At 61.6% G+C, this 19986-nt stretch carries 13 protein-coding genes; 2 read left to right on the top strand and 11 right to left on the bottom strand.

The genetic code is table 11. The features are described 5' to 3' along the window. Window positions 1–16 precede the first annotated feature (16 nt). The 3 genes from folP to HJ583_RS06295 form a co-directional block, all read right to left on the bottom strand. Complete coding sequence (gene folP, locus HJ583_RS06305; protein WP_170021102.1) at window positions 17–871, bottom strand: dihydropteroate synthase; 855 nt, start codon at window positions 869–871, stop codon at window positions 17–19. A gap of 65 nt (window positions 872–936) precedes the next feature. Further along, window positions 937–2829 carry an ATP-dependent zinc metalloprotease FtsH gene (ftsH, locus tag HJ583_RS06300; RefSeq protein ID WP_170021101.1) on the bottom strand — a complete coding sequence of 631 codons (1893 nt, stop codon included), beginning with the start codon at window positions 2827–2829 and terminating at the stop codon, window positions 937–939. A gap of 100 nt (window positions 2830–2929) precedes the next feature. Then, window positions 2930–3550, bottom strand: a complete 621-nt coding sequence (locus HJ583_RS06295) for an RlmE family RNA methyltransferase (RefSeq protein ID WP_170021100.1) — start codon at window positions 3548–3550, stop codon at window positions 2930–2932. Window positions 3551–3589: 39 nt separating this feature from the next. Here HJ583_RS06295 and HJ583_RS06290 point away from each other — a divergent pair, with 39 nt between their 5' ends. Beyond that, window positions 3590–4060 (top strand): YhbY family RNA-binding protein, encoded by a 471-nt coding sequence (locus HJ583_RS06290; protein WP_101943118.1) that lies wholly within the window; start codon window positions 3590–3592, stop codon window positions 4058–4060. Window positions 4061–4105: 45 nt separating this feature from the next. Here the strand turns inward: HJ583_RS06290 and HJ583_RS06285 are convergent, their stop codons facing one another. The 7 genes from HJ583_RS06285 to HJ583_RS06255 form a co-directional block, all read right to left on the bottom strand. Then, window positions 4106–4558, bottom strand: a complete 453-nt coding sequence (locus tag HJ583_RS06285; protein WP_170021099.1) for a DUF4149 domain-containing protein — start codon at window positions 4556–4558, stop codon at window positions 4106–4108. 5 nt (window positions 4559–4563) lie between these two features. Beyond that, window positions 4564–5040 carry a transcription elongation factor GreA gene (greA, locus tag HJ583_RS06280; RefSeq protein WP_101943121.1) on the bottom strand — a complete coding sequence of 159 codons (477 nt, stop codon included), beginning with the start codon at window positions 5038–5040 and terminating at the stop codon, window positions 4564–4566. A 5-nt stretch (window positions 5041–5045) separates the two neighbouring features. Further along, a complete protein-coding gene (carB, locus tag HJ583_RS06275) occupies window positions 5046–8267 on the bottom strand; it encodes a carbamoyl-phosphate synthase large subunit (RefSeq protein WP_170021098.1) in 3222 nt (1073 codons plus the stop codon). Between the two features lie 66 nt (window positions 8268–8333). Beyond that, window positions 8334–9479 (bottom strand): glutamine-hydrolyzing carbamoyl-phosphate synthase small subunit, encoded by a 1146-nt coding sequence (gene carA / locus HJ583_RS06270; RefSeq protein WP_170021097.1) that lies wholly within the window; start codon window positions 9477–9479, stop codon window positions 8334–8336. Between the two features lie 194 nt (window positions 9480–9673). Next, window positions 9674–12265 carry a PAS domain-containing hybrid sensor histidine kinase/response regulator gene (locus tag HJ583_RS06265; RefSeq protein WP_170021096.1) on the bottom strand — a complete coding sequence of 864 codons (2592 nt, stop codon included), beginning with the start codon at window positions 12263–12265 and terminating at the stop codon, window positions 9674–9676. A gap of 99 nt (window positions 12266–12364) precedes the next feature. Further along, the gene (locus HJ583_RS06260) at window positions 12365–13579 is read right to left on the bottom strand and encodes an acetylornithine/succinyldiaminopimelate transaminase (protein ID WP_328824837.1); all 1215 of its coding nucleotides are present in this window, start codon (window positions 13577–13579) and stop codon (window positions 12365–12367) included. Between the two features lie 130 nt (window positions 13580–13709). Continuing rightward, entirely contained in the window at window positions 13710–15824 is a 2115-nt protein-coding gene (locus tag HJ583_RS06255; protein ID WP_170021095.1) for a WD40/YVTN/BNR-like repeat-containing protein, read from the bottom strand. 268 nt (window positions 15825–16092) lie between these two features. On the opposite strand from HJ583_RS06255, the gene HJ583_RS06250 reads away from it, so the two are divergent. Continuing rightward, window positions 16093–18171, top strand: a complete 2079-nt coding sequence (locus HJ583_RS06250; protein ID WP_170021094.1) for a WD40/YVTN/BNR-like repeat-containing protein — start codon at window positions 16093–16095, stop codon at window positions 18169–18171. A 145-nt stretch (window positions 18172–18316) separates the two neighbouring features. Here HJ583_RS06250 and HJ583_RS06245 read toward each other — a convergent pair whose 3' ends face one another. Beyond that, the gene (locus HJ583_RS06245; RefSeq protein WP_170021093.1) at window positions 18317–19423 is read right to left on the bottom strand and encodes a pectate lyase; all 1107 of its coding nucleotides are present in this window, start codon (window positions 19421–19423) and stop codon (window positions 18317–18319) included. Window positions 19424–19986: the final 563 nt, after the last annotated feature.

Raw genomic sequence — 19986 nt, 5'->3', positions numbered from 1 at the left:
GCCCGGCCATTGCTGCTCAATAGGCCGAAAGGCGATCTGCGTCAATTGCAGCCCACATGGCGAGAGCATCGCGCGTAGCCGCCACATCATGCACCCGCAGAATGGCCGCACCGCGCTGCGCTGCCAGCGCAGCCGCCGTAATTGCGGCAGGCACCCGCTGATCAACAGCCCGACCTGTAATCTCGCCCAGCATGCGCTTGCGTGACACTCCGACCAGCAACGGCAAACCATGAGCGGCCAGGCGCGGCAGGCTGCGGAACAGCTCCAGATTATGGGCAAGCGTCTTGCCAAAACCGAAGCCAGGGTCTAGCGAGATACGCGCAGCAGCAACTCCTGCTGCCTCAAGCACTGCAAGGCGTTGCAAAAGAAAAGCCTCTACCTCATCCACAACCTCGGTATAGGCAGGCGCCTCCTGCATGCTGCGTGGCTCGCCCTGCATATGCATCAGGCACACGCCAGCCGAACTGGCTGCCACGGTCTCCACAGCACCTGGTGCGCGTAGCGCATTGATGTCATTTACGATGGCCACCCCGGCGGCAATCGCCGCGCGCATCACCGCGGGCTTGAGCGTATCAACCGAAACCGGCACATCCAGGGCGACCAGAGCCTCAAGGACGGGAATCACCCTGTCCAGTTCCTCCTGCTCACCAACTGCCTCGGCCCCGGGCCGGGTGGATTCACCCCCCACATCCAGAATACCAGCGCCATCCCGCAGGGCTTTCTCAGCCTGGCGCAAAGCTGCGCCGACGGAACCCGACAGACCGTCACCGGAAAAGGAGTCAGGCGTCATGTTGATGATCGCCATGATCATCGGCAGATCAAGATTGAGGCGGAACTTTCCGCACTGCCAAGTGCGAGAGACAGCGTCCATCTGTTGGCTTCCTTCAGAAAGAAAAAGCCCCGCCGCAGCGGGGCTTGGTAGAACGTGGGCCAGGCTCAAGCTGCAGGGGCCGCAGCATTAGGCTCCGCACCCGGGCCTTCATCCTGCCGGGGAGGCTGCAAACCCGCCGGCGGCTTAGGAGCACGCGGAGGGCGTCCCGCCATGATGTCCTTGATCTGCTCGGCATCAATGGTTTCCCATTCCAGCAGCGCAGCCGTCATGGCTTCCACCTTGTCGCTGTGCTCGCGCAGCAGACGCTCAGCCAACGCGTACTGCTCGTCGATGATGCGACGGATTTCCTTGTCCACCTTCTGCAGGGTCGCCTCGGAGACGTTCTTGTGCGTGGTCACCGAACGGCCGAGGAACACTTCGCCGTCATTCTCGGCATACACCATCGGTCCCAGTTCGTCGGACATGCCGTAGCGGGTCACCATGTCACGCGCAATCGAAGTCGCACGCTCGAAATCGTTCGAAGCCCCGGTCGACACCTTGCCGACAAACAGATCCTCTGCAACACGACCACCAAACAGCATGCTGATCTGGGCCAGCATCTGGTCCTGATACAAGCTGTTGCGGTCTTTTTCCGGCAAAGACCAGGTAACGCCAAGCGCGCGACCGCGCGGAATCACCGTCACTTTGTGTACCGGATCGCATCCCGGCAGCAAGGATCCGATGATCGCATGCCCCGACTCGTGATAAGCCGTGGCCTTCTTTTCTTCCGGCGAGATCACCATGGATTTGCGCTCGGCGCCCATGAAGATCTTGTCCTTGGCGCGCTCAAAATCATCCATATCCACCAGACGCTTATTGCTGCGTGCGGCAAAAAGCGCTGCTTCGTTCACCAGATTGGCCAGATCGGCACCGGCCATACCGGGCGTACCACGCGCAAGAACCATCGGATCCACGTCAGGTGCCACCGGCACCTTGCGCATGTGCACCTTGAGAATCTGCTCGCGACCACGAATGTCCGGCAGCGGCACGGTGACCTGACGGTCAAAGCGACCCGGACGCAACAGCGCCGGATCCAGCACATCCGGGCGGTTGGTGGCGGCAATCACGATCACACCGGAATTGCCTTCAAAACCATCCATCTCGACCAGCATCTGGTTCAGGGTCTGCTCACGCTCATCATTGCCGCCACCAAGACCTGCACCGCGCTGACGACCCACAGCGTCGATTTCATCAATGAAGATGATGCAGGGAGCTGCTTTCTTGGCATTTTCAAACATGTCGCGCACGCGGGCCGCACCGACACCGACGAACATTTCGACGAAGTCCGAACCCGAAATACTGAAGAAAGGCACCTTGGCCTCACCTGCAATAGCCTTGGCCAGCAGGGTCTTACCAGTACCCGGCGAGCCCACCATCAGCACGCCCTTCGGAATCCGCCCGCCCAGCTTCTGGAATTTGGAAGGGTCGCGCAGGAACTCAACGAGCTCCGCCACTTCTTCCTTGGCCTCATCACAACCGGCCACATCGGCAAAGGTGATCGAATTGGCTGACTCATCCAGCATGCGGGCCTTGCTCTTGCCAAACGAGAACGCGCCGCCCTTGCCACCGCCTTGCATCTGGCGCATGAAGAAGATCCATACGCCGACCATCAGCAGCACCGGCAACATGTTGAACAGCATGCTCAACAACCAGGACTGTTCTTCTTCCTGCTTGGCCGAGACCTGCACGCCGTACTTCATTAGATCGGAAACCATCCAGGGATCCTGGATGCCCGGAGTGGAAATCGTGACCTGACGACCTTCCTGAGTCACGGCCTTGACCGTACGGCCATCAACCTGGGCCTTGGTGACCCGACCTGCTTTGGCCTCCTCCATGAATACCGAATATTCCATGGAATTCTGCTGAGCCTGGCGACCGCTGAACTGGTTGAAAACGGTGAGCAGCACGACGCCGACCACCAACCAGATCGCGAGATTCTTGAAGACGCTGTTATTCAAGGCAACTCCTGAAAAGCCCTGTGGGGAAGGCAGGGCATACGTTACTCTGGACCCATTCTATGGCCGAACGTTCCCTCCGGCAAACAATGGCGCCCATAGATCAGGGCTTTTTATCCAGCCCCAGCAGATACACCTCGGCACTACGATCACGCGAGGCTTCGGGCTTGCGCGAAACCACGCTACGGAAAGTTTTCTGCATCTCCGCACGATATTCCGTGAAACCAGCCCCCTGAAACACCTTGATCAGCATGTTGCCACCGGGGCGCAGATGATCACGAGAGAATTCGAGCGCCAGTTCGGCGAGATACATCATGCGCCCGTCGTCACTGACCGCATTACCGGACATATTGGGGGCCATATCGGACAAAACAAGGTCCACAGCCCGCCCGGCCAGCAGTTTTTCAAACTCGGCCAGCACCGACTCCTCTCGGAAGTCGCCTTGCAGGAAGGTAACGTCCGGCAGTGCCTCCATCGGCAGGATATCGAGCGCGAAGAGTTCGCCTCCCGGCTTCACCTTGGGGCCCGCGATCTGGGACCACGATCCGGGGGCCGAACCGAGGTCAACGACCACCATGCCGGGCTTGAGCAGACGATCTTTCTTGTCGACCTCCAGCAACTTGAAAGCGGCACGCGCACGATAACCGGCGGCCTTGGCCTTCTGCACCCAAGGGTCATTCACGTGTTCCTGCATCCAGGACTTGCTGGTCTTGCTGGGCTTCATGGCACTACAATTCAACTTTAGTGAGGATTATTCAATAGCATGCAAGAACTTAGCCCTGCCGTGCGCCGCGATCTGCGTGCCCGTGCCCACCACCTGGACCCCGTCGTCAGCATTGCCGGCAACGGCCTGACAGCCAACGTCCTGAAAGAAATCGACGTAGCCCTCAAGGCCCACGAACTGATCAAGATCCGCGTCTATGGCGACGACCGCGAAGCCCGCGCCGCCTATCTGCTGGAGATCTGCAGCAAGCTCGACTGCGCAGCCGTGCAAAACATCGGCAAGCTGCTGGTTGTTTTCCGCCTGAACCCGGAACTCCATGTTGTGAAGCCTGTGGCCCTGCCCAAGCGCCCTTCGCGCAGCAAGAAAGCCAGCCAGGAAGTGGCTTTCGACAAGCGCCCCGGTCGCCCAACCACCAGCAATGCACCGCGCAAATCGATGGCTGGCGCACCGGAAACGCGTTACCGCAAGCCTTCTGCCGGCAGCAGCCGTACCCGCAAAAGCGCGCGTTGAGTCACTTTGTAACACACGCACAAAGGCCGGCAATGCCGGCCTTTTTCATTTGCGCACGACCTGAGTCACCAATGCCACACCCAGCACACTCTGGATCATCCAGAGCAGGCTGGCGATCCCATGCCAAGTCGCAAACCGGCTGCGCACCACACTTTCAACAACCTCGCGGGCAGGATCAAGACGCAGTTTTTCAACCACTGGCGTCACACCAAAATGGCCGGCCAACGTCAGCAGCAGCATCAGCAGAACCAGCCACAACAGCACGCCCTTGAACGCCTTCAGGCCTTCACGGAACAGCAGATAGGCTATCAGGTAGAGACCGCAACCGATGCCGAGCCAAGCCACAATGGCAAACTGTTTGCCAGCAAGCGATCCGGCAAAACCTGTGTCTGCAACGGAAGCGAACAGCACCGGGGCCGAGATGTAACCGATTGCCCACAGCGCCCCCACCCACAGGGTGATCGCAAGCGCAAAGAGGGATTCAGCCAGACGCGACATGAGGCTCAGATGTAACGGACTTCGATGATTTCGTATTCGCGCACACCGCCCGGGGCCTGAACTTCGGCCACGTCACCGGCGAACTTGCCAACCAGCGCACGTGCAATCGGCGAGTTGATCGAAATCTTGCCCGCTTTCAGATCGGCTTCGTCTTCACCCACGATCTGGTAGATCACGCGCTTGTTCGTATCGAGATCTTCCAGATCGATGGTGGCACCAAACACGCAGCGGCCGTCAGCATCCAGCAGCTTCGGATCAATAATCTGCGCGGTAGACAGCTTGCTTTCGACTTCAGCAATACGGCCTTCAACGAAGCCTTGGCGTTCCTTGGCTGCATCGTATTCAGCGTTTTCAGACAGATCGCCATGCGAACGCGCTTCGGCAATCGCAGCGATCACACTGGGGCGCTCCACCGTTTTCAGGCGATGGAGTTCGGTGCGCAGCAATTCCGCGCCATTCAGGGTCAGAGGAGTCTTGATCATCGCAATCAGCCCAGCTGCGCGTGCAGTTCCTGCAGCGAATAGGGTTCGAGGTCATTGATGTGGCGGATACCGATACAAGCGGCGCGCGCACCTTCAATCGTGGTAAATACCGTCACCTTGGCAGCCAGCGCCGAAGTGCGGATCGAGCGCGAGTCGGCGATCGCCTGGCGCTTCTCTTCCACCGTATTGATGATCAGCGCAATCTCGTTGTTCTTGATCATGTCCACGATGTGCGGGCGGCCTTCGCCAACCTTGTTCACGGCAGTAACAGCACTAACACCAGCGTCATGCAGGTAGCCAGCCGTACCCTTGGTCGCCACCACCTTGAAGCCCAGATCAACCAGCTCGCGCGCCACCTCGACGGCTTTGGCTCGGTCAGTCTGCTTGACGCTGATGAAAGCCGTGCCCGAGGACGGCAAACGGGTACCCGCCGCCAGTTGGCTCTTCACGAAGGCTTCAGCAAAGGTTTTGCCAACCCCCATGACTTCGCCTGTCGACTTCATTTCCGGCCCGAGAATGGTGTCCACGCCCGGGAACTTGTTGAACGGGAAGACCGCCTCCTTCACCGAGTAATACGGCGGCACGATTTCGCGCGTCACGCCTTGTGAAGCGAGGCTCTGGCCGGCCATGCAGCGCGCGGCAATCTTGGCCAGCGGCAACGAGCAGGCTTTGGAAACGAAGGGCACCGTACGCGAGGCGCGCGGATTCACTTCCAGTACATACACCACCGCATTGTCACCCTGACCCTGGATCGCGAACTGCACGTTCATCAAGCCACATACGCTGAGGCCACGCGCCATCAGTTCGGTCTGACGACGCAACTCGTCCTGCAGCTCGGCCGACAGGGTGTAGGGCGGCAGCGAGCAGGCGGAGTCGCCCGAGTGCACGCCGGCCTGTTCAATATGCTGCATGATGCCGCCGATGATCACCTGAGTGCCGTCGGACAGAGCATCCACATCGATTTCGGTCGCGTCGTTCAGGAAGCGGTCCAGCAGCACCGGTGAATCGTTCGAAACCTTGATGGCATCGCGCATGTAGCGCTCGAGATCCTTCTGCTCGTGCACGATTTCCATGGCGCGACCACCCAGCACATAGCTCGGACGCACCACCAGCGGGTAGCCGATCTCGGCCGCGAGACGGATCGCATCTGCTTCATTGCGTGCCGTACGGTTGGGCGGCTGACGCAGACCCAGATCGTGCAGCAGCTTCTGGAAGCGCTCACGGTCTTCGGCCGCATCGATCATGTCCGGCGAGGTGCCAATGATCGGCACACCATTGGCTTCCAGCTCACGCGCCAATTTCAGCGGGGTCTGGCCGCCAAACTGTACGATCACGCCGACCGGTTTCTCAAGCGCCACGACTTCCAGCACGTCTTCCAGGGTCAGAGGCTCGAAGTACAGGCGGTCCGAAGTGTCGTAGTCGGTCGACACGGTCTCCGGATTGCAATTGACCATGATGGTCTCGTAGCCGTCTTCGCGCATGGCCAGCGCGGCATGTACGCAGCAGTAGTCAAACTCGATGCCCTGACCGATACGGTTCGGGCCACCGCCCAGCACCATGATCTTCTTCTTGTCGGAAGGCTGCGATTCGCACTCTTCGTCGTAGCAGGAGTACATGTAGGCAGTGCTCGACGCGAACTCGGCCGCGCAGGTATCGACACGCTTGTAGACCGGACGCACGCCCTGGGCATGACGGTAGAGACGCACAGCCGTCTCATCCGCGCCAAGCAGCTTGGCCAGACGACGATCGGAGAAGCCTTTGCGCTTGAGCACGCGCAGGGAGGCCGCATCAAGGCTCTTCAGCGAGCGGCCGGCCAGGCTCTTTTCGGTCAATACGATGTCTTCGATCTGAGCCAGGAACCACGGATCGATCTTGGTCAGGCTGTGCAGTTCGTCGCGGCTCATGCCTTCGCGGAAGCCCTGCCCCACATACCAGATGCGCTCGGCGCCAGGACTGGCGAGCTCGTGCTCCAGCTCTTCGCGATCACATTCGACTTCATCGAGGCCATAGGCGCCAACCTCCAGACCACGCAGGGCCTTCTGGAAGGACTCCTGGAAGGTACGGCCCATGGCCATCACTTCACCCACCGACTTCATCTGGGTCGTCAGGCGATCCGGTGCCTGCGGGAACTTCTCGAAAGCAAAACGCGGAATCTTGGTAACGATGTAGTCGATCGACGGCTCGAACGAGGCCGGTGTCGCACCGCCGGTAATATCGTTCTTGAGCTCGTCCAGCGTGAAGCCCACAGCCAACTTGGCTGCCACCTTGGCGATCGGGAAACCAGTCGCCTTCGAAGCGAGTGCCGAGGAACGCGACACGCGGGGATTCATCTCGATCACGATCAGGCGACCATCCGCCGGATTAACCGAGAACTGTACGTTCGAGCCGCCGGTATCCACACCGATCTCGCGCAGCACCGCCACCGAGGCGTTACGCATGATCTGGTATTCACGGTCGGTCAGGGTCTGGGCCGGGGCGATGGTGATCGAATCACCGGTATGCACACCCATCGGATCAAGGTTTTCGATCGAACAGACGATGATGCAGTTGTCGTGTTTGTCGCGCACGACCTCCATCTCGAATTCCTTCCAGCCCAGCAGCGACTCTTCAATCAGCAGTTCGCGGGTCGGCGAGAGATCCAGACCGCGAGTGCAGATTTCGTTGAACTCTTCGATGTTGTAGGCAATGCCACCGCCCGTGCCACCCATCGTGAAGGAGGGACGGATGATGGCCGGGAAGCCAACCTGCGCCTGCACGGCCAGAGCCTCCTCCATGCTGTGGGCAATGCCCGAGCGAGCGGACTCAAGGCCGATCTTTTCCATGGCCAGCTTGAACTTCTGGCGGTCTTCAGCCTTGTCGATGGCTTCCGGCGTAGCGCCGATCAGCTCGACCTTGTACTTGTCGAGCACACCATTGCGCCACAGATCCAGCGCCGCATTCAGCGCAGTCTGGCCCCCCATGGTCGGCAGCACGGCATCCGGACGTTCCTTCTCAATGATGCGCTCAAGCACCTGCCAGGTGATCGGCTCGATGTAGGTCACGTCGGCCATGTTCGGATCGGTCATGATCGTGGCCGGATTCGAGTTGACCAGGATGACCTTGTAACCTTCGTCACGCAGGGCCTTGCAGGCCTGGGCACCGGAATAATCGAACTCACAGGCCTGACCGATGATGATCGGGCCGGCACCAATGATGAGGATGGATTGAATGTCTGTCCGCTTGGGCATATCAACACCTGAATTTCGTTACGTTTGGAGTGCAGCCTGCTGGTTGCACCCGACATGGATTCCGTTTTACTTGCCGGCAGCCGCCATCAGATCGATAAAGCGATCAAAGAGATAGGCCACATCGTGCGGGCCGGGGCTGGCCTCCGGGTGGCCCTGGAAGCACAGCGCCGGGCGGTCGGTCCAGGCCATGCCCTGCAGGCTGCCGTCGAACAGCGACACATGAGAGACGCGCACATTGGCCGGCAGGGTCTTCTCATCCACCGCGAAGCCGTGGTTCTGGCTGGTGATCAGCACACGACCGGAATCCAGATCCTTGACCGGATGGTTGGCGCCATGGTGGCCGAACTTCATCTTCAGGGTCTTCGCACCGGCAGCCAGGCCCATGATCTGGTGACCCAGACAGATGCCGAAGGTCGGCAGCTTGCGCTCAAGGAACTCGCGGGCAGCAGCAATAGCATAGTCGCAGGGTTCAGGATCGCCTGGGCCATTCGAGAAGAAGACGCCGTCCGGATCCAGCTTGAGCACTTCGGCCGCAGAGGTCTGCGCCGGCACCACGGTGAGCTTGCAGCCGCGCTCAGCCAGCATGTGCAGGATGTTGCGCTTGACGCCGAAGTCGTAAGCCACCACATGGTACTTCGCTTCACTTTGCTCAACGAAACCCTGCCCCAGCTTCCACTCACCGGAAGTCCAGGGATAAGACCGCTCGGTCGTCACGACCTTGGCCAGGTCCATGCCGGCCAAGCCCGGGAAGGCACGTGCAGCAGCAATGGCCGCTTCGGCGTTGAGTTCTTTCTGGCTCGACGCGGTGATCAGGCAACCCGCCTGGGCGCCCTTCTCGCGCAGGATGCGCGTCAGCTTGCGGGTATCGATCCCGGCAATGCCGACCACATTTTCAGCCTTCATGTAGGCATCCAGGGTCTGCTCGGAGCGGAAGTTCGATACCAGCAAAGGCAGATCGCGGATCACCAGACCCGCGGCGTACACCTTGCCTGCTTCACAGTCTTCCTTGTTTACGCCCACGTTGCCGATGTGAGGATGGGTCAGCGTGACAATCTGGCGGGTGTAGGAGGGGTCGGTGAGGATTTCCTGATAGCCGGTGATGGCGGTGTTGAACACCACCTCGCCGACGCTTTTGCCCACGGCGCCAATGCCCTGCCCTTGAAACACGGTGCCGTCGGCAAGGGCAAGAAGGGCGTAAAGGGTTTCCGTCATCGATTACTCCTGGATTCCTGTGAAATCGGACCCTCGGTCCGGCCGCCTGTTCACCGCGGGGTGAGGGGCCTGGTCGATGGGTCCGACGTGAAAAACGGGACCCGTCTTTCCAGACGAGTCCCGCTTGCAAATTTTGCCAATTGTAGCCTGAAATCAGGCCTTTCCGCAACGCAAAAGTAGCTACGGAGGCGTTTTCAGGCGCCCGGATCCGGCAGTTGGCTACGCAGATAGGCCGCCACACGGGAGAGCTCCGTCAAGAGTTCCGGCAAGGCCTGCAGCGCTTTTTCCAGGTCACCGCGACGCCCCGCCTGCTCCACCCTTTGCGCCGCGTCTGCCGCGATCACTGCACCAAAAACGCCGACCGAGGACTTCAAAGAATGCGCCACGGTATACAGCGTTTTGGCATCGCTGCGTGCAGCCGCTTCCTCTAGCTTGCTGCAGTTGCGCGAGTAATCGCCCAGAAAAATCTCGATCAGGCTGTGCACCGAAGCCTCATCGCCATCAAGCAGTGCCCGGGTCTGTCCCAGATCGGCAACGCCTCCCTCCGGATCGATAGGGCTGCTGGGTTCATCGAGCGCATTCAGATTGCCTTCAAAATCGGTGGACTCGAAACGCCGAGTCACTCGCTCTATGGCAGCAAACAGTTCGGAGGGCTGAATAGGCTTGGACACATAATCGTCCATACCAGCTTCGAGGCAGCGCTCACGATCGCCTTGCATCACGTGTGCCGTCATGGCGATGATCGGCGTTACTTCCCAACGCCCGGACATCGCCCAACTGCGCCGCGCCTCGCGCGCCCGGATTGCCTTGGTCGCCTCGATCCCCCCCAGCACCGGCATCTGCACATCCATCAGAATCAGATCGAAGCGACGCTTTTCGAACCAGTCCAGCGCCTCCTGCCCATCACCCGCTGGCACGACTTCGTAGCCGGCGCGCTGCAGAATTTTGGTGGCAACCGTCTGATTGACAGGGTTATCCTCCACCAGCAGCACCGCTTTGCTCCTGGGTGCCTGCGGGCTAGCCTTGAGGAGGCTTTCGTCGATCTGGAACTCAGCCAGCTCCAGAGCGGATTCAGGCTGCTCCTGGGTCAGCACGAGGCGCAGGGCATCCAGCAGATCGAAGGAGGACACGGGCTTAACGATATTGGCCTTGATGCCGAACTGGCGGCAGCGCGCTGAATCATTGCGCTGGCTATCGGAGGTGAGCAGCATGACGATACGCTCGCAGCTCGCCCCCTCACCGTGAAAATAAGCGGGCAAAGCAAAGCCGGCCGGATCCGGCATATTGGCGTCGACCAGCATCACATCGAAGGGGAAGCCGCTCTTGGCCGCTTGCTGGAGCAAGGCCTCGGCTTCCTCACCACTCCTGGCAAGATCCACGCTAAAGCCCCAGCGCTGCAGGTTGGCCGTCATCTCTCGGGCGGCCGACGGATTGTCTTCCACCACCAGCGCGTTCATGCGTGCATAACGCGGATCCACCCGCTCGGCCTGCACGGCTTCTCGTACCGCCCCCACCTCGATGGTGAAAGAGAAGGTGCTACCCCGCGCCGGCTCACTCTGCAGCCAGATGCGGCCACGCATCAGTTCGACCAGGCGCTTGCAGATCGCCAGACCAAGGCCGGTGCCGCCGTAGCGGCGCGTGGTGGAGGTATCAGCCTGCGAGAAGGCACCGAACACCTCGCCCTGCTTGGCCTGGGCAATACCGATGCCGGTATCACGCACATCGAACTGCAGGCGCACATGCGCTCCCTCGCGCAGCACGCAGCGCACCGAAACCTCGACTTCGCCCTGCTCGGTAAATTTGATCGCATTGCCAAGCAGATTCATCAGGATCTGGCGCAGGCGATTCGGATCGCCACGCAGCACATGCGGGGTATCCGGCTGAATGCCGAACACCAGTTCAAGGCCTTTCTGGTGACCGCGCAGGGCCAGCGCCTTGAAGGTATCCGAGATCACGGCCGGCAATGAGAACTCGATGTCCTCAAGCTCCAGCTTGCCGGCTTCGATCTTGGAGAAGTCCAGGATGTCGTTGATGATGGCCAGCAGCGAATCGGCGGAGTTTTTCACCGTCTGCAGATAGCCACGTTGCTCCGCGTCGAGCTGGGTATCAAGCGCCAGATCCGTCATGCCGATGATGCCGTTCATCGGGGTGCGGATTTCGTGGCTCATGTTGGCAAGAAAGTCGCCCTTGGCGCGGCTGGCGGATTCGGCGGCCTCCTTGGCGCGCAGCATCTCGAGCTCCCAACCCTTGCGCTCGGTCACGTTGCGGTGGATACCCACCACACGCACCGCCTGACCATCCGCACTGCGCGACACGACCCTGCCGTGGGTGGAAATCCAGCGCCAGTCACCGTCGCGGGCTCGCAAGCGATATTCGGCCTCAAAATCTTCGCTGCCGCCCACCAGATGCAGATCGATACGCTCACGCACCTGCGGCGCATCCTCGGGATGGATCAGCGCCTCCCAATCCTCACGGCGATTACCGAATTCGCCGTCGACATAACCCAGCCCATGCTTCCAGAGTTCGCTCAGGAAACACTGGCCACTACGCAAGTCCCAGTCCCACAGACCATCGTGACGGTTATCTAGGGCCAGCGAAAGGCGGTCCTTCTCGCGCAGTTGCTGATCCATCAGGCGCACCAGGCGCCAGATCAGGCGCACCGGATCATTGGCTGGATCCTCGAAGCCATCGCTGATGCCGGCACGCGCGGCCAATGCCCGCAAAGCGTCACGCAGGCTGCTCAGATCTGGGCTGACACTATTGGCGATATCGCGCGAAGAAGGCATGGGTCCAGAAAGAATTCAGGAGAGGTGCAAGGGGTGAACGGCAAAAAGCGGGCGGAACTTGCGTTCCGCCACACTCTGCATCAACTCACCGGCAAAGCATCAGCGCCCGGCCATCTGGGCGCAGGTCAGATCGAGGCGATCCAGCCCCTCATCCAGCTCCGCGTCCGAGATAATTAGCGAGCTAGCCAGACGCACCACGTTCGGCCCGGCCACAATATGTAGCACGCCATTGCTGGCCGCCGCCGCCATGAAGGCGCCGGCCTGACCGGCGAACTTTGGCGTCAGCTCGCAGCCCAGCCACAGGCCCGATTCACGCACCTCCGAAAAACAGGCGTACTTCTCACCCATTGCGCGCAAACGCCCGGCAGCATGTGCGGCTTTGCGCTTCACCCCCGCCAGTACTTCTGGCGTGTTGATGACGTCGAACACCGCCTCGGCGACCGCACAGGCCAGCGGGTTACCGCCAAAGGTGCTGCCATGTACGCCGGGCGTGAAGTGCTTGTCCGCCACCGCAGCCGTAGTGAGCATCATGCCAATCGGAAAGCCACCGCCGATGCCCTTGGCCGTAGTCAGGATGTCCGGCACGACGCCGCTGTTCATATAGGCGTAGAGCGCCCCGGTGCGACCGTTGCCGGACTGCACTTCATCGAAGATCAGGCTGGCATCGAACTCGCTCGCCAGCTCGCGCATCAGCTTCAGAAATTCCGGCTTCACCGGCACCACGCCGCTCTCGCCGACCACCGGCTCAACGATGATGGCGCAGGTGTTCTTGCCCACCACGCGGCGCAGCGCGGCTTCGTCGTGCAGGTCGATGTGCACGATGCCGGCCGGGTTCGGGCCCATGCCCGAGGAGTACTTGGCCTGGCCACCCACCGACACGGTGAAGAAGGTGCGGCCGTGGAAGCTGCCGTTAAAGGCGATGATGTCGATCTTCTCGGGGCCGTACTTGTCCACCGCGCGCTTGCGGGCCAGTTTCAGCGCAGCTTCATTGGCTTCGGCGCCGGAATTGCAGAAGAACACACGCTCGGCAAAGGTATGGTCGCAAAGCTTCTTCGCGAGACGCAGGGCCGGCTCATTAGTGTAGTAGTTCGACACATGCCAGAGCTTGGCAGCCTGCTCGGTGAGCGCCTTGAGCTGGGCCGGATGGGCGTGGCCAAGCGAAGTCACGGCCACGCCGGCCCCGAAATCGATGTAATCGCGACCCTGCTGGTCCCACAGGCGCGAACCCTCACCTCGCACGAAGATCATGTCGAGCGGGGAAAACACGGGAACCATGTAGCGATCGAAATCGGCGCGGGAGACGGCGGCAGTCACTGAAATATCCTTTTTGCGAGAGAAGCACACTCACCCGGCAGGACGCCGGACAAGGAGAGTCATTTTAAGGGCAAAGCTCGCCGCGCTGCTGCTCCTGCCCAAGGATGTCACGCAATCCGGGCAGCCAACCTCACTGACTCACCCGCTCCAGCAATACGATGCGATCGCCATAGGCGATCAGATTGCCGCTCTTCGGATCAGGCAGCAGGGCCTTGATGCGGGACTCGGTATTGGACGCAATGCCTTGCCAGGTCTCGCCGCCGTCGGTTGAGCGCAGGATCACGCCATCCCGCCCGGCCAGCAGCAAAGCCTCGCTGCCGGGCTCGATGGCAAAAGCACGGACCAGTGCTTCCGTACCTGTGCGCGCAGACTGCCAGTGCTTGCCATCATCGGTCGAACGCAGGACAGTGCCCTGAGCCCCGGCCACCAACAAGGTTCCGCTTTTCAGATCGCGCAGCATCGCCCCCAACATGGCCACTGAGCCGCTCTCCACCGGCAGCCAGCTGCGTCCACCATCCTCGGAACGCAAGATCAGGCCCTTGCTGCCAGAGAGCAGAAAGAGGCCACGGGCGCTATCGAAGATGCCGCCATACAGCGTGGCATCCGTGCCGGTTGCGATCAGGCTCCAGCTGCGACCATCGTCGTCCGAGCGCGCGAGCGCGCCCTGGGCGCCATACACCCACAGGCTGCCGGTCTGGGCATCCACTTCTCCCCGAAACCAGGCGGCATCCACCAGTTGCGGCAGCGGCTCGCTCTTGACGGCCCCGGCCGGCAGGCGCGCCAGCACGCCTGAGTCGCCAAAGAAAATCACCGTCCCGGTCTTCGGATGACTCACGAAACCCTGATATACCGGCCCCTCCGCGCTTTCGTGCTGCCAGCTGGCGCCTGCATCCGGCGTGCGCAACCAGGAGCGCTTGCCACCGGCAAACAGCATGCTTTTGCTGACCGGCTCATACGCCACCTTGAAGAGATAGGCCGGCTCGACCAGCTGCCCCATGATCTGGCTGCTCCAGGTACGCCCGCCATCCTTCGAGCGCGACACCGTGCGATTGATGCCCGCGGCCAGCAGTTCGCCGCTTTCCGGCCACTGGGCAATTGCATGCACATACTCGGCGATGCCCAGCGAACGGGTCTGCCAACTCCGACCGCCATCGGTCGAGCGGATGATCCATCCCCCAGCCCCCACCGCCACCAGGCTGCCACTCCTGGCATCGAAGGCGACCGAATTGAGCGGACGATCCTCGCCCGCCGCCTGTGCCGTCCAGCTCTTGCCCAGATCGTCGGAGGCCAATGTGCTGCCATGATCGCCCACTGCCACGATGCGTTTTCCGGCCAGCGCCCCGCGCAGCAAGGCGCCCTGCATCGGCACCGCCACCACCTGCCAGTGCTTTCCGCCATCCTCCGAGCGGGCGATATGGCTGTCGGCCCCGAGTGCAATCAGCACGCCACTGGCCGGCTCTTGGAGGATCTGGGTGATGTAACTCAGGCCCGTGGCCTGCCTGCTCCAGCGCGTGCCCGCATCGCTTGAACGCAGTACATGACCGTTGCCAGCTCCGATCAACACATCGCCACTACGCTGTTCGACCAGCGCCTCGGTCAGCCCTTCGTGCACACCCGCATCGATGCCCGCCCAGGAACGTCCGCGATCAGATGAGCGCAGGATCGCCCCTGCCCCACCCACCGCAAGCAAATCCCCCTTCCTGGGCTCCTGCACGATCCGGCCGATCGCTGCCGGCCCGGGCAGCGCAATCTGTTCCCAGCTCAAGCCGCCATCTTCGGAGCGCAGCATTGCCCCCTCCAGACCAGCCGCCAGCGCGAGGCGCCCGTCAGCCTCGACAAACAAGGCCTGTAGCGCCGAACTCACCCCAGAGGCTATCGGCAGCCAGCTACGTCCGCCATCCTCACTGCGCTGCAGCGCCCCATTGGCACCCAGCGCCAGCAGCCGCGTGCTGCCCGGCACTTCGGCCAGACGTGCAAGCGATGCGATCCGCCCCGGCACGCCCGGCAGCCAGCTCTGACCACCATCCTCACTGCGCCAGACGGCTCCATCGGAGCCTGCAGCAAGAAAGCCACTGCCGGTCGACTCCACGACATACAGCGCAGGATTGATCACCACGCCCCGATAGGTCGGCGGAGTCTTGCTCAGGGTCGCCCCCCCCACCCCAGCGGCCTCACGCTGACAGGCACTCAACACCAGGGCACAGCCCAGCGCGGCAAGGGCGCAACACAGTTTCTGCTTGCTCATCACGAATCCAGTCTCCTTTGGATTGCCAGGTGGTGGGCCACCTTGTTTGGCTTGTATTCCGCTAACTGCGGAAGGGCGATCCTAGCGCAGGGCATGGAAATGCGGGAAATCCTGCGGTCGGCCCGCGGGGCCCTGCTGCTTCTGACGCAGGAGAACAACAACAGGACGGCGATCTTGCTCCGGGACACTGAACTGCTGCACAAGGCCGCATGGCAGAATCCGTGCTCGCAGAGCCCCGCAGAGCGGCTCGGACCACAGGACGAGACAGATGAAGCAGACATTCCACCTGGCCATGCCCACCGCCCTGGCGTTGTGCCTGCACGCCGCCTTTGCGCAGGGCGCGATGCCTTCGAATGGCCGTTATTTCAGCACCAGTAACGCCAATCTCTTTGTCGCCGCCAGCGACCCGGCCTGCCCGGCCACCCTGTTGAGCGGCAGCGATGCCGCCTTGCTGCTCAGCCAGGATGGCGGGCGCCACTGGCAAAGTCTCCCCAGCCCGGCGCGTGCCACCTTCTCAGCCCTGCTCTTCGATGCCGGGCGTCACCAGTTCATTGCTGCCGGCAGCGAAGGCACGATCCTGCGCAGTAGCCAATGCGGCCAGCAATGGGAGCGGCTTGAAGGTATTCCCCCGCTCGCGCTGCGCAGCCTTTTGCTCGCCGACGAGAAGACCGGCCTGCTGCTTGCTGCCGGTGAAGGCGGCAGCCTACTGCGCTCCGCCGACGGCGGTAAGGACTGGCAAGCCGTGAGCATGCCAACACGTGCCTATATCGCCCACCTGCTACGCCACACATCTAGCTCAATCCTTCTGGCGGGCGGCGAAAAAGGTCTGCTGATGCGCTCCACCGACACAGGCAAACGCTGGCAACGCATCGCGGTTCAGCCCAACGGAGACGTCAGCCGCCTCGCCGAACTCGCCAGTGGGAGCCTGCTGGCGGCCTTCAGCACAGGCGAAATCCTGCGCTCGACCGACGCCGGCCGGCGCTGGCAGAACACCCGCCTGCCAAGCGGTGCTACGGGCGCCCTTATCAATGCCATCGCCCAGGCCCGCACAGGACAGATCGCCGCCGTGACTCAGGACGGGCGTGTACTCCACTCGCTAGACGACGGCCTGAGCTGGTCGCTTGCCCAGACCGGCACCCGCCACTTTCTCTCCTCCGTACTCGCCACCCAGGATGGCGAGTTCATCGCCGCCGGCGCACAAGGCAGCATCTTCCGCAGCAGCGAGGGCGGCAGACTCTGGCAGTCAGTGCTGCAAGCTGGCATGGAGGAATTTGAAACCCTCGGCCGACTGCCTGAGGGCGCGCTGCTGGCTGCCGGAGGCGGTGGCCTCATCGCGCGCAGCGAGGACGATGGCCGCAATTGGCAGATAGTGCGGCATGGCCTGAGCCCATACACTCATGCCATCGCCAGTGCGCCCCCAGAAGGTCTGCTACTGGCGGCCGGCGTCAATGGCAGCCTGGCCTTGTCGCGCGACGACGGCCAAAGCTGGCAGCGCGTCACCGCGCCCGATAACGTCTATTTCTTCACGGCCCTGTTTCACCCAGCCAGCCACAGCCTGCTGGTGACCGGCTCCAACGGAACCCTGATGCGCAGCAGCGATGGCGGCCGGAGCTGGCAAACACACCAGATCGCGGGCGACGCCACCCTCTCGCAACTGCGCCTGCTGACTTCTGGGCGCATCCTCGCCCTGAGCAACGCCAGGGGCATCCTGTGGTCTGACGATGGGGGCCAGAGCTGGCAAGCCAGCGACGCCGACCGCGACACGATCTGGCTAAGCATGGATCAGGAGCCTCACAGCGGCGTGCTGGTGGCCGCCGGCCGGGAAGATCGTCTTGCCCGCAGCGATGATGGCGGAGCGCACTGGGAGAACCTGCCAGCAGGGCTGGCCAAGGGGATCTCGCGCCTGCGCCAGATCGGCGGAATCTTTCTCGCCGCCGGTAACGAGGGCAGCATCCTGCGCTCGGCCGACCTCGGGCGCAGCTTCGAGAAAATCATGCTGCCGGAATTCACCAGCCTGTCGGACTTCGCACCAATCCCGGGCCTGCCCGGCGGCATCCTGGCCGCAGGCAGCAAGGGCTACATCCTGCGCTCAACCGACCTGGGCCAGAGCTGGCAGAACATCCCCTCCGGCAGCTCCGATCTGCTGCGGCTAATCGCCCACGACCCCGTCGGTCAGCGCCTGCTGGTGGCTGGCCGTGGCGGTGCCATCCTGCAATCAACCGATCTGGGCCTGAGCTGGCGCGAAGCCAGCCCGCCAGAGCCCACACGCTACGCCGGCAGCCTGCTCAATCCGGCCAGTGGCAGCCTGTTCTTCTGGGGCGATCGAATCCTGCGCCTGGGGCAGTAAAAGGAATCCCTCTGCCTGGCCCCTTGGCAGGGCAGGCGCCTGGGCATCCACTTGAGTTCAGCACTTGCTGCCGAGCCGGCTACCGTGGAAAACAAAACGGGCGCCGCAGCACCCGTTTCATCTTGCAGAACTTAGCGATCGCAGATCAGTAGGCAGTCACGTCAGAGGTGCTGACGTCGCAAACAGAGGTGTTCCACTTCTCGCCAATCTTCGGCGATTCAGCGCTACCGTTCTTCTCAATACCCTTGTATTCGACGCAAACGCTCGGGCTGCCGGACTTGTAACCCTTGATCTGCAGTTTGCGGATCTTCACCACGTCACCGTAGTTGCCGTTGGCACCCGCGATGGAACCAGCCTTGCCGACCTTCACATTGTCTAGGGTGAGTTTGCGCGGGCCGCCGTTGTTGGTACAGTTACCGCAGGAGCGCCACACCTTGCCGGTATCAGCGATATAGGAATCCTGCAGCACGGTCAGGCTGTTCTTGCTGTTGTGCTGAAGGGCCTTGTCGGTCGCACCGGCGATGATGACGTTCTTGACGGTCATGGTCGAGCCCGCGCCAAGGTTGGAGGCTGCGTCTTCGCAGGTATCTTCCCAATACACGTTCTGGATCGTGCAGGAGCCCTTGCAATGCACACCGTCGGAGCCATTCACGCCACCGGCAATGATCACATCCTTCAGGGTTGCGCCCTCTTCAAGGATGAAGACCGGGATCTGACCTTCACTGGTGCAGTTGCCCACGGAGTTCTTCACGCCGATACGCTGGTTGCCGTAGCTCTTGGTGCTGCCTGCCGGGATGGTGGTCGTACCAGAATTGGTCACAGTCGCCGTAGCGGCCGGGATCGTCATGTTGATGCTGCCGGCGGCGGTGCTGCTGGCGGCTGCGGACGAAGCAGCCGCCGAGGAAGCGGCCTTGCTCGAAGCTGCTGCGGACGAAGCGACGCTGGAAGCCGCTGCACTCGAAGTAGCTGCGGAGGAACTGCTGGCGCTCGTCGTTGCGCCGTAGGAACACCAAGCCGAAGTGGTGTAGGAATTGGTCGGGAAAGCCGAACCGATACAGGCGAAGCTGCCAGTCTTGACGGCATAAACGAAGCTGCCAGATTTACCCAGCGCAACGTTGCGGGTGCCGCTCATGCTACAGGTGGCGCCAGTGTTCTGGACGCACTTGGTGTAACCGTCAGGATAATCAGTCGCGGCAAAAGCAGTGCCGGCGAAAGCGAGGGCCGCGAGGCCCATCAGGATCTTGCTACGCATAGTCTTGTCTCCTGCCAATGTTTTAGTGAGGCCCTGCAAGGGTTTGGCCGCCGATGCCGGGCTACTACGACTGAAGTAATAAGTTCAGTGGTGCGCACTATCTTGCAGGATGATTCGCGGGTCAAGCCATGGAGACAAGCGCAGCATAAGCGCGACCAATGGACACAAATAAGCGTTTACCCTTGTATCAAACCCGCCTACAAACACATACCTCTCCGTCAGCGCTCATGACGCTGCGGCGCAACATCGGTGCATGCCGAAGACAAGGCGGCATCTCACTGTTGCCTGACAGATCTGCAAAGTAATTCGCAAGCTCACCCATCGGTGCAGGCTGCAGTCCCCTGAGAAGCAGAAAACTCCATGCCTATCAGTGAATTTCATAAACCAGAGAGCCCAGAAAGCACGGCCTGGTTGTAGCGCGCAACACCCGTCCGGATCAATCCAGGCTATGTCTGAGAGCGCTGCGGCATGCGGCAAACTCCGGCAGTGCAACAAGGTGCGGGGGCCTGCCAGAGAGAAAGTCTTTTGCGCAACTAAATAGAAAATTTCAATGGATTTATAGA

It is taken from the genome of Uliginosibacterium aquaticum, from assembly GCF_012972705.2.
Lineage (GTDB): Bacteria > Pseudomonadota > Gammaproteobacteria > Burkholderiales > Rhodocyclaceae > Uliginosibacterium > Uliginosibacterium aquaticum.
This window is presented reverse-complemented; position numbering and strand designations above follow the sequence as displayed.